Source organism: Azospirillum oryzae (assembly GCF_900177515.1).
Taxonomy (GTDB): Bacteria; Pseudomonadota; Alphaproteobacteria; order Azospirillales; family Azospirillaceae; genus Azospirillum; species Azospirillum oryzae_A.
In genome coordinates this window covers 1,475,457-1,490,181 of the sequence record NZ_FXAK01000007.1, presented here as the reverse complement: position 1 = coordinate 1,490,181, position 14,725 = coordinate 1,475,457, and the positions used below count along the sequence as shown (strand labels likewise).

Below are 14,725 nucleotides of genomic sequence, written 5' to 3'. Positions count from 1 at the left end.
TCGCCGGAAGGAGCGGCACCATAATCGGAAGCCCGGCTGAACGCAACAGGCTGTTTTCAGAAAATTTTCACCGCCAAATCAGACATCCGGAGGGTCGCTCAACGGCCCTCCCGGCGCCATGCCATCAGCAGTCCGCCCAGCACCAGGGCCAGCACTGCGCCCAGCGGCAGAAGCGGGACGTCGGTCACTCCGGTCACCGTGTAATCGCCGTTGGCGCGCAGGCCGATCCAGCCGGAGCCGGTCTGGCTACGGTCGGGCTGGGTGCGGCGCACCTCGATTCCGGGGTTCGGGCCGCTGTCGGTGTCGGTCACCCAATGGATGCCGCCGCCGGTCGCTTCGGCCACCGGCTTCATGCGGTCGCCGGTGGAACGGACGTCGGCCAGTTCCGGCGTGTTCACCGCTCCGACCACGGCGAGTGTCGTCCGCTCCCCGTCGGAGATGCGGTAGATGCCGGGGGCGGCGGCGGTCACCGTGGCGACTGCGCGGCCGGTGCGGTCGTCGGTCAACTGCAGCGTGCTGGTCTGGTCGGACGGGTCGGTGATGGTGACCGCGCGCGGATCGGGGGTGAGGGAGCGGCGTTCGACCGTGATGCGGTTGCCGTCCACATGGGCGCGCAGGTCGTTTTCCTCCAGCTCCGGTTCCTTCATCAGCCAGTGGGCGAGGCGGCGCAGAAGCTCCGCCTGCGGCCCGCCGCCTTCGAAGCCGCGGCTCCACAGCCAGATCTGGTCGGAGGCGAGTTGCGCCACCCGGCCCTTGCCGACGCGGTCAAGCACCAGGAGCGGACGGTTGTCGGCGCCCTGCATCACCACGGTGCCGTTGTTCGGCGTCACATCGACCTGATGGAACCAGCGGCCCCAGGTCGGCGGCGCGTCCAGACGGTCGCCGGGAAGCCCGGCGGTCACCGGATGACGGCGGCCGACGTCGGTGATGGTCGGCAGGAAGGGGCGATCCACCGTCTGGCCGCTGGGGGCCGCCGGCAGGATCGAGCCCAGCGGCGTGCGGTAGAGCGACAGCGGGCCGGCATAGCCCTGGCCGGAGGTCTCCAGCAGGGCGCCGCCCTTGCGGACATAGTCGGCGATGTTCTCCAGATACATCTGCGGCAGCACGCCACGGCGGCGGTAGCGGTCGAAGATGATCAGGTCGAACTCGTCCAGCTTCACCTCGAACAGTTCGCGGATCGGGAAGGCGATCAGCGACAGCTCGCGGATCGGCGTGCCGTCCTGCTTTTCCGGCGGGCGCAGGATGGTGAAATGCACCAGATCGACCGCCGGGTCGGCCTTCAGCAGGTTGCGCCATGTGCGCTCCCCGGCATGGGGCTCGCCGGAGACCAGCAGGACGCGCAGCCGGTCGCGCACGCCGTTCACCACCACCGCGGCGCGGTTGTTGGCGAGCGTCAGTTCCTGCTTCGCCGGCTCCACCTCAAGCTCAAGGACGTTCTGGCCGCCATGGGTGACGGGCAGGTCGACGCGCACGTCGCGGCCGACCGGTACGCGGATGGTGCCCGGCGTGCCGCCATCCTGCCGCAGAGTGACCGCGGCGTCGGCGGACTGGTGGCCGGGCATATCGTCGACGCGGATGGTCAGCTCCACCGGCTTGCCGACGATGCCGTAATTCGGCGCCTGGACGATGGCGATGCGGCGGTCGCCCTCGTCGCGGTCGCCGGTCAGCAGGGTGTGGATAGGGCCGATGTCGGCCAGCTTGCCGGGTACCTGCGGGACGTCGTGCACCTGACCGTCGGTGATGAAGACGGCGCCGGCCATGCGGCGGCGCGGCACATCGGCCATGGCGCGGTTCAGCGCATCGAACAGGTGGGTCTCGTTGATCGAACCGCCATTCTCGGCGCCCTCGGTGCTGCGAACGACGCGCACCTCCAGGTCGTCGAAGCGCTTCAGCCGCCCGGTCAGCTGTTCGGCCGCCCGTTCGGTGCGGTCGCGGCGGTCGCCGATGGCCTGGCTTGGCGAATCGTCGATCACCACGACGGCGACGTCCTTGATCGGGTCGCGCTTCTCCTGGACCAGCGAGGGGTTGATGAGCGCGAGCGCCAGAACCGCCACCGCCAGCAGGCGCAGCCACGTGCCGCGAGCCCGGCGCAGCGCCGCGACCAGCACCACCAGCAGGGCGAAGCCGATCAGGACGCCCAGCACCGGCCAGGGCAACAGCGGCGCCAGCGCCACGGAAAGTCCGGAGAGCAGATCGACGGGCATTTACTGGCCGAGCCTTTCCAGGATGGCGGGCACATGGACCTGATCGGCCTTGTAGTTGCCGGTCAGCGCGTACATCACGAGGTTGACGCCGAAGCGATAGGCCATCTCGCGCTGGCGCTCGCCGCCGGGGATCACGGCGAACAGCGGCTGGCCATTGCGGCCGACCGCCCAGGCCGACGCCCAGTCGTTGCCGCCGATGACGACGGAGGACACGCCGTCATTGGCCATCCCCTCCCGCGCTTCGATCCACAACTGGCCGCCGGAATAGCGGCCGGGGAAGTCGGACAGCAGATAGAAGGACTTGCGCAGCACATGGTCCTGCGGCACCGGGGCGAGCGGCGGAATGTCCAGCCCGTCCACCAGCCGCTGCAGCACGGCGGGGCCGCCGCCCGGCGACTGATCGCGGGTGTCGAACAGGATGGTGCCGCCGTTGCGCATGTATTCGTTCACCCGCTGGCGCGCCTGATCGGACAGCGGCTTCTGCCGGTCGGACACCGGCCAGTAGAGCAGGGGATAGAAGGCGAGTTCGTCCTGTTCGGGATCGACGCCGACCGCGCCCGCGGCCTCCACCGCGGTGCGCAGTCCAAGCACGCTGACCAGCCCCTCCAGCCCGGCGCGCGCGGTGTCGTCGATGCTGCTGTCGCCGGTCCGGACAAAGGCGAGGTAGGTTTCCTCCGTCACCTTGATCGCCTTGTCCTGGTCCAGTGCGCGGGCGGGCTGTGGCGCGGACGACAGCGCGAGTGCGAGCAGCAGGCCGGCCGCAGCGCCCCCGGCACCGCGGCGCAGGCGCGGCGGGCGCAGCAGGCCGCGCAGGGCCAGCGCGATCAGCAGGTCGATGGACAGCAGGGCGAGCGCCGCCGCCAGAAGCGACGGCTTCAGCGGAACCTCGCCGCGGGCACCATAGCCGTCGCGCCCGACCCCTGCCGGCATCGGCGGCAGCGAGGAGAGGGTGGTGACGGCGGCGGACAGGTTCAGCGCGCGGCGCGCATCGTCGGTGCCGTAGAAGCCCGGCGGGTGGCGCGGCCCGATCACGTCGGCGGTGGCGTTGCCGGGGATCGGAAAGGCGGTCGGCGGCGGCGGAACCAGACGGCCGGTGCCGTCCAGCACCTCCACCGGGTCGAGAGAGGTGGTCGCCGCGGTTCCCGTCACGCCGCCGCTGAGCGCCACCAGACGGCGCAGCATGTCGACGAACAGGCCGGACAGCGGCAGGTTCGACCAGTCGGGGCTGGCGGTGGTGTGGACCAGCACGACCCAGCCGTCGCCGCGCTTCTGCGAGGTGACCAGCGGCGTGCCGTCGGCCAGCCGCGCCCAGGTGCGGTCGGCCAGATCGAGGGCCGGTTCGGCAAGCACCTGCCGGTTGACCTGCACGTCGGGCGGGATGGTCAGCCCCTCGAAGGGTGATTTCGGTGGAAAGGGCTGCAGACGCGCCGGCTCCGACCAGGACAGGGCGCCGCCCAGCGCACGGTCGCCGATGCGCAGCCGCTCCGGCACCAGCGTGTCGGCATGCTGGGCCAGACGCGGGCCGGCGAAGCGGACCAGGACGCCGCCCTTCTTCACCCAATCCTCGATGTCCTGCACCTCGGTCCCGGTCAGGGCGCCGATGTCCGACAGGATCAGCACGGCCAGATCGCGTTTCAGCAGGTCCAGCGTATCGCCGCGCCGAACCTCGTTGTAGGGCGACAGCGCGCGTTCGAGGTAATAGAGGTCGGACAGCAGCGGCTGGCTCTCCCCCTCCGACCGGCCGGAGACGAGACCGACGGGACGGCGGCGCCAGCGCTCGTCGAGCAGGACGGTGGCGCCTGCGGTGGTGTCGCCCTCCACCCGCAGGCTTGCGGCGTCGTTGCGCAGCTCGGTGGGCACGTCCAAACGCACCTCCCGCATTTTCTGGCCGGGTTCGAATGCGACGGTCTGGCGGGTCAGCAGCCGGCCATCGGTGGCGGCGAGGCGGACGGTCACCGGCTCCGGCCTGGACGGGTCGGCACGGACGATGCGGGCGGTCAGGGCGGTGCCCTCGCTGGACGGCGGCAGCAGCAGGTGGGGCGGATGTTCGGCGGAATCGTCGAGGACGTCGGCGGAGCCAAGCCGCTGCAGCCCGGCCGCCAGCGCGGCGGCCTGAGCGTCGCCGATGCCGTCGCTCAGCCACACCGCGTGGATGGAGCCGCGGCCGTTGGCCTGCGTCGCCACCGTCTTGAGGGCCTCAAGCGCCGCCGCGCGATCGGTCGGCCAGGGCAGGGGGACCATCGCCTGGGACAGACGGCGCGCCTCCTGCGCCGGGACGATGGCGCTGGCATGGATCGGCTGGCCATCTGCCGGCGGGGCGGTTGGCAACAGGATCACCGGACGCTGCTGGCGGTCGGCCTGGGCGATCAGCCCGTCCATCGTGCGCTTGCGGGTCGGCCAGTCGCGCCCGGCGGCCCAGCCATTGTCCACGACCAGCAACAGCGGCCCGCCGCCGGGCAGGGCGGCACGCGGGTTCAGCAGCGGCCCGGCAAGCGCCAGGATGATGAGCGCCGCCACGATCAGCCGCAGCAGCAGCAGCCACCAGGGGGTGCGGGCCGGTGTCTCCTCCTGAGCGGTCAGGTCGCGCAGCAGGCGGATCGCCGGGAACTGGATGGTGCGCGGCGCCGGCGGCGTGACGCGCAGCAGCCACCACAGGACCGGCAGGGCTGCCAGTGCGGTCAAGACCCAGGGGGCGGCGAAGGCGATCGGTCCTAGACCCAGCATTGGCGCGTCTTCACGAGGGGAAGGGATAAGAGGGTGACGTGGTCGGCCGGCGCGTCACACCGCCTCCATCGCCATCGCACCCCACAGGGTGAGCAGCGCGGATTGTGGTGAACGGTCGGTGCGGTGGACGGCGAAGCTCCAGCCGGCGGTGCGGGCCAGTGCGGCCAGCCCATCCTGCTGGGCCTTCAACCGCTCGCGGTAGGCTTGGCGGACGGCCTCCACCCGGGGGACCAGAAGATTCTGTTCGCCCTCCATGCCGTGGAAGTCGACGCGGCCGTCATAGGGCAGCGTCTCTTCCGCCGGATCGAGGATCTGGACCAGATGGCCGCGCAGTCCGCGGCCGGTCAGGCCGGCGACGGTGGCGTGGATCTCCGGCAGGGGCGACAGCAGGTCGCCGAACAGGACGGTCTGGGCATGACGGGGCAGGGGCTCCACCCGCGGCAGCGGGTCGGGCGCGGCTGCGGCATGCGGGTCGGTCATCAGCCGGGCGATGCGGTCGATGGCGGTCTTGCCATGGTCGGGGCGCACGCCGCTGTTCAGCAGCGCCACCCGCTCGCCGCCACGGGCCAGCAGCACGGCGGTGGCGAGTGTCAGCAGATCCGCCCGCTCGCGCTTGGTCGGCAGGCCGGAGGCCGAGCGGAAATCCATCGAGGCGGAGCGGTCGCGCCACAGCCAGACGCTCTGCGCCGCCTCCCATTCATTCTCGCGGACATAGACCGGCTGGGTCTTGGCCGACTGGCGCCAGTCGATCATCGACGGCGAGTCGCCCGGCTGGTAGCGGCGGAACTGCCAGAAGGTCTCGCCCAGCCCGACGCGGCGGCGTCCATGGACGCCCTGGGCGACGGTGGCGGCCACCCGCTCCGCCGCGACCAGAAGCGGCGGCAGGGCGGATGCCAACTCCTCCGCGCGGTGACGCGCCAGCAGGGTGCTCGACAACTGGCTCTTCTGCGGGGAGGCTGGGCTTCGCGGCATTGCGGCTCCGCTGCGGGGGGTCACATCAGGGGGGCGCAGAGGCGGTCGATGACGTCGTCCAGCGTCACCCCGTCGGCCCGCGCGGCGAAATTCAGCGCCATGCGGTGCTTCAGGATCGGCTTGGCGAGCGCCACCACATCGTCCAGCGACGGCGACAGCCGGCCGTCCAGCACCGCGCGGGCGCGGGCGGCGAGCATCAGGGATTGGCTGGCGCGCGGTCCCGGACCCCAGGCGACGTGCTGGCGCACCTCCATCAGTTCGGAGGTCTCCGGCCGGCCGCGGCGGACGAGGTCGAGGATTCCGTCCACCACCCCTTCGCCGACCGGCACGCGGCGGACGAGCCGCTGAGCAACCTGGAGGTCGGCCGCGGACAGCACCGTCACCGCGCGCTCGTCGGTCGAGCCGGTGGTGGCGATCATCATCCGCCGCTCGGCCTCACGGTCGGGGTAATCGACGTCGATCTGCATCAGGAAACGGTCGAGCTGGGCTTCCGGCAGCGGATAGGTGCCTTCCTGCTCCAGCGGATTCTGGGTGGCCAGCACGTGGAAGGGCTGGGGCAGGGGATGGTACTGGCCGGCGACCGACACCCGGTGCTCCTGCATCGCCTGGAGCAGGGCGGACTGGGTGCGCGGGCTGGCGCGGTTGATTTCGTCCGCCATCAGCAGCTGGCTGAACACCGGGCCGGGCAGGAAACGGAAGGACCGGCGGCCGCTTTCCCCCTCCTCCAGCACTTCAGAGCCCAGGATATCGGCCGGCATCAGGTCGGGCGTGCACTGGATGCGCTTTTCGGCGAGACCCAGCACGGTGCCCAGCGTTTCCACCAGCCGCGTCTTGGCAAGGCCGGGAACGCCGATCAGCAGGACATGGCCGCCGGCCAGCAGCGTAACCAGCGTGCGGTCGATCACCTGCTGCTGACCGAAGATCACGCGGCCGATGCGGTCGCGGACCGAAGCGAGCCGGTCGCCCAGCGCCTCGATCTCCTCCATCAGCCGTTGCGGGTCCTCCGGCACGGGAGGCTGCCCCCTCAGGATGTCCTGTGCGCTCAAGGTCTGCTGCTCCCCGATGATGGGCCGGTCAGTGTCGTCGTCACGGTCACCATTGTTAAGGGTGCCGCGACCTGAAACACGGGATCCGCATGGTTGGCCCTGTTCCTGCGCCTTGTCGACACCCATTTTCCGAATCCCGCCGCCGGACGGGCCGCCGGATGGAGGACGCCGCAGGACCAACAGGGTGGACCTAGCGGGCGAGTGTGGCGAAAATGCGCATGTCCGGGGACAAAACGGCTCCCAACTCCATGAAGGTCGGTAACGCGATGGCGAATGACAAGCGCTCAGATGGGCAAACCGTTTCGGGGACGCCGCCGGAACTGCCGGCCGCGCTGGGCAGGACGCCGACGCTGGAGCAGTACGACATCCGCATTGCGCGCGACGGCACCTGGTTCCACAATGGCGATCCCATCCGCCGCATCGAGCTGGCGAAGCTGTTCTCGACCGTTCTGAAGCGCGACGACGACGGCGATTACTGGCTGATCACGCCGGTCGAACGCGGCAAGATCGTCGTGGAGGACGCTCCCTTCGTCGCGGTGGAGATGACGGTGGCAGGCAGCGGGGAGGATCAGGTCCTGTCCTTCCGCACCAACCTGGACCATTGGGTGGAGGCCGGCCCCGAACACCCGATCCGCGTCGCCGTGAACCCTGAAACCGGGGAGCCGGCACCCTACATCGAAATCAGAAGCCGGCTGGAGGCGCGAATCCTGCGGGCCGTGTTCTACGACATGGTGGAGCGCAGCGAGACGCGCCGAACCGAAACCGGCGAGTCCGAGGTGGGTCTATGGAGCAACAAGGTCTTCTTCGCGCTGGGCAAGCTGCCTGGCGACTGAGCCTGGACGAGGTCCGCCAGCGCTTTCCGGCGATGAGCACCGACGCGGCGGTCGAAAACGCCGTCCATTCGAACCGGATGCCGCCCAGAACGGCAGCCAAGATCAGGGGCGACCACGACCTGAATCCGGAGATGGGGCCGCCATCCGCCCTGCGCGAGGCGGCGGTTCTTGTCCCGCTGGTCGACCGGCCGGAGGAGCTGACCGTCATCTTCACCCAGCGCACCGCGACGCTGAGCGCCCATGCCGGCCAGATCAGCTTCCCCGGCGGGCGGATGGAGCCGGAGGACGGCAGTCCGGAGGAAACGGCGCTGCGCGAGACGGCGGAGGAGATCGGGCTGGAGCGAGCGCGGATCGAGATCGTCGGCCGGCTGGACACCTATGTCACGCGAACGGGTTTCCGGGTGACGCCGGTCGTGGGTGTGGTGACGCCGCCCTTCATGCTGACGCCCGACCCGACCGAAGTGGCGGAGGTGTTCGAGGTGCCGCTGTCCTTCATCCTCGACCCGTCCAACCCGCAGCGCCACAGCCGCGAATTCCTGGGCAAGCCGCGCTGGTTCTATGCCTTCCCCTATCCGCAGCGCTACATCTGGGGGGCGACCGCCGGCATGCTGGTGAACCTGCGCGACGTGCTGGGCGCCGTCGCCGGCGAGACGGAGGAGGGGGCCGACTGACGCAGCCTGACCGACAGCTGTGGCATGGACGGCCTTAATCGGATAGCGTCGCGCGCCATGACCGTTGCCGCACGCCTGTCGCCCCAACCCTGGATGACCGCGCCCGAAAGCCTGGCGGTGTTCGACGCCCTGGCGTCGGGCGGCGCCGACGCGCGATTCGTCGGCGGATGCGTGCGCGATGCCTGGCTCGGCCGTCCGGTGAAGGACATCGACATCGCCACCCATGCGCCGCCGGAGCGGGTGATGGAGTTGCTGGAAGGCGCCGGGATCCGCGTCATTCCCACCGGCATCGCCCATGGCACCGTCACCGCCCTGTGCGGCGGCAAGCCCTATGAGATCACCACGCTGCGGCGCGATGTGGAGACTTTCGGCCGTCATGCCCGCGTCGAGTTCACCGACGACTGGATCGAGGATGCTGCCCGCCGCGACCTGACCATGAACGCGCTGAGCTGTACGCCCGACGGCGCCATGTTCGATCCGTTCGGCGGTCTGGCCGACCTCGCCGCCGGCCGCGTCCGCTTTGTCGGCGAGGCGCGGCGGCGGATCGAGGAGGATGTGCTGCGCCTGCTGCGCTTCTTCCGCTTCCATGCCCATTACGGCCGCGGCGAACCCGATGCCGAGGCGATGGCCGCCTGCCGCGAGCTGGCGCCGCGCCTGCCGACGCTATCGGGCGAGCGGGTGCGGGGGGAGCTGTTCCGCCTGTTGACCGCGCCCTGCGCCGCGGGGGTGTGGCGGCTGATGATGGGGCAGGGGATCATGGTCCATCTGCTGCCGGAAGCCATGGATACCGACCGGCTGGAGCGGCTGATCTCGGTGGAGCGCGACCTCGGGGCGGCGCCCGATCCGACCCGCCGGCTGGCGGCGGTGCTGGACAGCGACCGTCCGGGCGCGCTGCGGGCCGCCGAGGCGCTGCGTCTTTCCAATCACGAACGCGACCGCCTGCTGGCCATGGTCGAGCCGCCGGTTGCCTTGGCGCCGGCCGACCACCAGAAGGCTTTACGTCAAGCGCTCTACCGCCTGGGTGACGCCGAGCTGTTCGGCGATCTGCTGCTGATCGCCGCCGCCATCCATGACGGGCCGCTGGACTTGGCGGCGCTGCGCAGGGCGCTGGCGGTGGCCGACGATCTGCCGGACTTGAAGCTTCCCATCGCCGGCCGCGACCTGCTTGAAATGGGCGTCCCACGTGGCCCGGCGGTCGGCGAAGCGCTGAAGCGCGTCGAGGGCTGGTGGATCGCCGAGGATTTCCAGCCCAGCCGCGATGACTGCCTGGAGATGGCGCGAGGCCTGCTTGATCAGCCGTCCGGGCGTTCGGCATAGCGGCGGCAGTGCTCCAGATAGGCAGCCTCGCGGACGTCGAAAACCGGATGGAAGACTGACACTTCTATGTTGCGCTGGACTGACATTTTAGCTTTGCGCCTACACAGATAAAACACATAAGGAAGGTTATGGAAATTGAATTGGTGATAGGGCGCTCGGACCTTGCGAATTCGAAAGCAAGCACCGGATAGCCGGGACCGAGCCGTATTCGCGACCATCGGGCCGTTCACTGCAATGGAGAATGGCCATGAGACAGCTTGATGGAAAGATTGCAATCGTTACGGGCGCCAGTTCCGGGATCGGGCGCGAGGCGGCGCTGTTGTTCGCCGAACATGGCGCGAAACTCGTGCTCGTGGCCCGGCGGCGCGACGAACTGGAACGGTTGGCCGATGAGATCAGCGGCAATGGCGGCGATGCCGTCGCCGTGGCCGGTAACGTGGCGGAGGCGGAAACCGCGCGCGAAGCCGTGGAGGTCGCCACCCGGCAGTTCGGCGGCTTGGATGTCGCCTTCAACAATGCCGGAACGACCGGCGCAATGGTGTCGATTCCGGAGATGACGGCGGAGATGTGGCATGAGGTGATCGCCACCAACCTGACCAGCGCCTTCCATGCCGCCAAGCACCAGATTCCCGCGATGCTTACCCGTGGCGGCGGATCGCTGATCTTCACCTCGACCTTCGTCGGTCACACCGTCGGCTTCCCCGGGATGGCAGCCTATGCGGCGAGCAAGGCCGGGCTGATCGGGCTGACGCAGGTGATTGCAGCTGAATACGGCCCGCAGGGCATCCGGGCCAACGCCCTGCTGCCGGGCGGGACCGACACCCCGATGGGACGTGCCGTGTCGAACACGCCGGAGGCTTTGGCCTTCGTCCAGGGTCTTCATGCGCTGAAACGTCTCGCTACGCCGCGTGAAATCGCGCAGTCGGCGCTCTATCTGGCGTCCGGCATGTCCAGCTTCACCACGGGAACTACGCTGCTGGTCGACGGCGGCGTGTCGATCACCCGAACCTGACGGGGTAGGGCCGCCCGCCCTTCATCGACGGGCGGCCCACCTGCCCTGCTCTACTCCGCCGCCTGCGGACGCAACGGCTGGACCACGTCGCCCTTGAGATTCATCGCCTTGGCGAGCGCATCGATCCGGCGCTGGACCGCTTCGCCCGACGGGACGCTGCCGTCGTCGGGCAGGGTCAGCACCACCCGGCCGTCGCCGACCTTCAGGCTGGTGCGCTCCAGCAGCGCCGTGGCGCCACCGGACAGCGTATGGGCGAGGCGGAGCGCCAGACCCAGCACCAGCGCCTTCATGCCCTGCCCTTCGGTCAACAGTGTCCGCACCGGCGCGGTCAGCGGCACGTCGATGGTGCCGGAATAGCGGGCATGGGCGGCGAGCGCCAGGAACGCCCGTTCGTCATGGTCCAGCGCCGGGAACGGATAGCGCAGCACGCGCAGGAAGGCATGCTCCGCCCGGTAATCCGGATGGTCGGCCCAGCCGACGTCGCTCAACAGGCAGGCGGCGTGGCGCAGGCGGATGGCGTTGTCGTCCTCCCCGGCGAAAAGTCCGGCGGTCCAGGACATCAGCAGTGCCGGGTCGCCCATCCGCACGAAGCGCCGCGCCCAATCGGCGGCCGACGCCATCAGCGGATCCTCGCGCTGTCCCTCCGGCGAGAGCAGAGAATAGAGATGCCCCTCGCGCAGGCCATAGGCGGAGAAGACCAGCTTCGACGGCTGGGCGATGCGCAGCAGCCGTTCCAGCACCAGCCCGGCCAAGGGCAGCGTGTCGAGCCGGCGGCGCGACCCCGCCATCTTTTCCAGCGACGAACGGCTTTGCCGGCCGATCAGACCGGTGAACTCGCGCGCGTCGGCCGCCGGGATGGTGTAGTGGTGGATGATGTGCAGGGGGTGGCCGGACTGCTCCATATGCAGCTTGGCGATGGCGCGCCAGCTTCCGCCGACCGGGTAGAAGGGCCGCCCCTTCATCGCCGACAACCAGGGCAGCGATTCCAGATGCTGGTCGATCAGCTTGGCCGGGCCGCCCTTGGCCGGGCCGACCTCCATCAGCCGCAAGGGCCCAAGCGGCAGCGTCACCTGCTTGCCGATCACGCCGCGGTCGAGCGTCACCAGTTCCAGGCTGCCGCCGCCGAGGTCGCCGACAAGGCCGTCGGCGCCGGGGGTGCCGGACAGCACGCCCATGGCCGACAGCCGCGCCTCCTCCTCGCCGCTGATGACGCGGACGGCCAGGCCGGCGCGGCGGCGGATGGCATCGACGAAGGCCGCACCATCGCGGGCGTCGCGCATGGCCGCGGTGGCGATCACGTCCAGCCGGCCGACACGCATGCCCCGGGCCAGCGTGGCGAAGCGTTCCAGCGCCACCAGCCCCTGGGCGACGCCGTCGGGGTTCAGCACGCCGGACTTCTCGACACCGCAACCGAGGCCGCACAGCACCTTCTCGTTGAACAGCGCAAGCGGCGACCGGGTCAGCCCGTCATAGACGACCAGACGGATCGAGTTGGAACCGATGTCGATCACGCCGACGCGCTCGCCGGCTTGATCGGGGGCGGCAGCCATGCCGAATCCCCCGGCGCCCGCCTGCCCGACGTCGCCCGGGATGGCGGCCGCACGTTTGTCCTTGCTCATACTCTCGCTCCCGTCACCCGCCCTCAGGACACCGCGTGCAGCATAAGCCGCGGCGGCGTGCGCTTGCTGCTGAGCGCGCTGCCCCGGCCGGACAGGCTGGGGTTGGTCATGAAGTAATTATGGGCGCTGAACGCGTCCGGGCCAGCCTTGATCCGATGGTACACGCCATCGGGGCCCAGCTTCCAGGTGCTTGCGTCATCCTTCATGTTGGCGACCATGATCTGGTCGAGCACCTGTTCATGCACCGTCGGGTTCTCGATGGGAACCAGCGTTTCGATGCGGCGGTCCAGGTTGCGGGTCATCCAGTCGGCCGAGGAGATGAACACCTTGGCCTGGTTGCTGGGCAGGCCATGGCCGTTGCCGAAGCAGATGACGCGGCCATGTTCCAGGAAGCGGCCGACGATGCTGCGCACCCGGATATTCTCCGACAGCCCCTTCACGCCCGGCCGCAGGCAGCAGATGCCGCGGATGATCATGTCGATCTGCACCCCGGCCTGCGACGCCTTGTAGAGCTTGTCGATGATGACCGGATCGACCAGCGAATTCAGCTTCACCCAGATCGACGCCGGCCGGCCGGCGGCGGCATGGGCGATTTCCGCCTCGATCAGGTCGGACAGGCGCTGGCGCAGCGTGATCGGCGCGATGGCGATCTTCTCCAGCACCTTCGGCGTCGCGTAGCCGGTCATGAAGTTGAACATGACCGCGGCGTCGTGGCACAGCGCCGGGTCGCAGGTGAAGAATGACAGGTCGGTGTAGACCTTCGCCGTGATCGGGTGGTAGTTGCCGGTGCCGAAATGGACGTAGCTGCGCAGCGCCTTCTTCTCGCGCCGCACCACCAGCGACACCTTGGCGTGGGTCTTCAGGTCGACGAAGCCGTAGACCACCTGGGCGCCGGCGCGTTCGAGGTCGCGCGCCCAGCGGATATTCGCCTCCTCGTCGAAGCGGGCCTTCAGCTCGACCAGCGCGGTCACCGACTTGCCGGCCTCCGCCGCCTCGATCAGGGCGGCGACGATCGGGCTGTCCTTGCTGGTGCGGTAGAGCGTCTGCTTGATCGCCACCACCTGCGGGTCGCGGGCCGCCTGCCGGATGAACTGCACCACCACGTCGAAGGATTCGTAGGGGTGATGGACGACGATGTCCTTGTGGCGGATCGCCGCGAAGCAGTCGCCGCCGAAATCGCGGATCCGTTCGGGGAAGCGGGCGTTGAACGGGCGGAAGACCAGATCCGGCCGTTCGTCGACGATCAGCTGCTTGGTGTCGGTCAGGCCGATCAGCCCGTCCAGGATGAAGACGTCGTCCGAGGCGACGTTCAGCTCGTGGCGCAGGAAATCGCGCAGGTCGGCCGCCATGCCGCTGTCGGTGGCGAGCCGGATGACGCTGCCGCGGCGGCGGCGCTTCAGCGCGCTTTCGAAGGTGCGGACGAGGTCTTCGGCCTCTTCCTCGATTTCGATCTCGCTGTCGCGCAGGACGCGGAAGACGCCGTGCGCCTTGACCTGGAACGGAGGGAACAGGCGGTCGATGAACTGCATCACCACCTTTTCCAGCTGCAGGAAGCGGATGTCGGAGCCGGGCAGGCGCAGGAACCGCTCCAGCTGCGAGGGCAGCGGCACCAGGGCGTCGATGTGCCGGCCCTTGACCGGGTCATGCAGCTGCAGCGCCAGCGAGAATCCGAGATTGGGCAGGAACGGGAAGGGGTGGGCGGGATCGACGGCGATTGGGGTCAGGATCGGGAAGATGTCGTCCAGGAACTTCGCTTCCAGCCAGTCCAGCTCGCCTTCGCTCAGGTCCTTGGGATCGACCACGGCGATTCCGGCCTCCCGCAGCTCGCCCTTCAGCGTGCGCCACATCGTCTGCTGGCTGTCCATCAGCAGGGAGATGCGCTGCTTCACCGCGGCCAGCTGCTGGGCGGGGGTCAGATTCTCCGGGCTCGGCGCCTTCACGCCGGCGGCCACCTGCCCTTTCAGGCCGGCGACGCGGACCATGTAGAATTCGTCGAGGTTGCTGGCGGAGATCGACAGGAAGCGCAGCCGCTCCAGAAGCGGGTGATTGGGATTGGCCGCCTCGTCCAGGACGCGCTGGTTGAAGGCCAGCCACGACAGCTCCCGATTGATGAAGCGTTCCGGAGCGTTTGGCTCGATACCGACCGAATCGAGTTCCTGGAGTTGCGTCACGTCGACCTCTGAAATCATGAAACCCTGGACGCCGGCGCCTGCCTTATCAGCGGTGCCGACGACGGTTATATGGTGGGCAGACAGAGTATCCCATATGCGTTACGGTTTCAGGACTCCCATTTGGCTATAGGCTGCGACCTCCCCTCCCCCTTCCCA

10 protein-coding genes are annotated in these 14,725 nt (G+C 69.3%); 4 read left to right on the top strand and 6 right to left on the bottom strand.

Going from position 1 to position 14,725, the window contains the following annotated elements:
* Positions 1–98: 98 nt before the first annotated feature.
* From B9N97_RS19500 to B9N97_RS19485, 4 genes are read right to left on the bottom strand one after another with little or no spacing between them, the layout of a single operon-like run.
* Positions 99–2,204 (bottom strand): glutamine amidotransferase, encoded by a 2,106-nt coding sequence (locus tag B9N97_RS19500; protein ID WP_085089413.1) that lies wholly within the window; start codon positions 2,202–2,204, stop codon positions 99–101.
* Positions 2,205–4,928: a DUF4159 domain-containing protein gene (locus B9N97_RS19495; protein WP_085089412.1), complete on the bottom strand. Its 2,724-nt coding sequence runs from the start codon at positions 4,926–4,928 to the stop codon at positions 2,205–2,207.
* Between the two features lie 54 nt (positions 4,929–4,982).
* A complete protein-coding gene (locus B9N97_RS19490; RefSeq protein ID WP_085089411.1) occupies positions 4,983–5,900 on the bottom strand; it encodes a DUF58 domain-containing protein in 918 nt (305 codons plus the stop codon).
* A 20-nt stretch (positions 5,901–5,920) separates the two neighbouring features.
* Positions 5,921–6,886, bottom strand: coding sequence for an AAA family ATPase (locus tag B9N97_RS19485; RefSeq protein WP_143266869.1), 966 nt, complete (start codon positions 6,884–6,886; stop codon positions 5,921–5,923).
* Between the two features lie 278 nt (positions 6,887–7,164).
* On the opposite strand from B9N97_RS19485, the gene B9N97_RS19480 reads away from it, so the two are divergent.
* From B9N97_RS19480 to B9N97_RS19465, 4 genes are all read left to right on the top strand, one after another.
* Positions 7,165–7,779 (top strand): DUF1285 domain-containing protein, encoded by a 615-nt coding sequence (locus tag B9N97_RS19480; protein ID WP_244560793.1) that lies wholly within the window; start codon positions 7,165–7,167, stop codon positions 7,777–7,779.
* Between the two features lie 32 nt (positions 7,780–7,811).
* Positions 7,812–8,450 (top strand): CoA pyrophosphatase, encoded by a 639-nt coding sequence (locus tag B9N97_RS19475; protein ID WP_085089409.1) that lies wholly within the window; start codon positions 7,812–7,814, stop codon positions 8,448–8,450.
* A gap of 57 nt (positions 8,451–8,507) precedes the next feature.
* Complete coding sequence (locus B9N97_RS19470; protein ID WP_085089408.1) at positions 8,508–9,767, top strand: CCA tRNA nucleotidyltransferase; 1,260 nt, start codon at positions 8,508–8,510, stop codon at positions 9,765–9,767.
* 247 nt (positions 9,768–10,014) lie between these two features.
* On the top strand, positions 10,015–10,779 hold the full coding sequence (locus B9N97_RS19465) for an SDR family oxidoreductase (RefSeq protein ID WP_085089407.1): 765 nt from the start codon (positions 10,015–10,017) through the stop codon (positions 10,777–10,779).
* A gap of 50 nt (positions 10,780–10,829) precedes the next feature.
* Here B9N97_RS19465 and B9N97_RS19460 read toward each other — a convergent pair whose 3' ends face one another.
* Together B9N97_RS19460 and B9N97_RS19455 are read right to left on the bottom strand one after the other, a co-directional pair.
* On the bottom strand, positions 10,830–12,398 hold the full coding sequence (locus B9N97_RS19460; protein ID WP_085089406.1) for a Ppx/GppA family phosphatase: 1,569 nt from the start codon (positions 12,396–12,398) through the stop codon (positions 10,830–10,832).
* Positions 12,399–12,421: 23 nt separating this feature from the next.
* Positions 12,422–14,569: an RNA degradosome polyphosphate kinase gene (locus B9N97_RS19455; protein WP_085090665.1), complete on the bottom strand. Its 2,148-nt coding sequence runs from the start codon at positions 14,567–14,569 to the stop codon at positions 12,422–12,424.
* Positions 14,570–14,725: the final 156 nt, after the last annotated feature.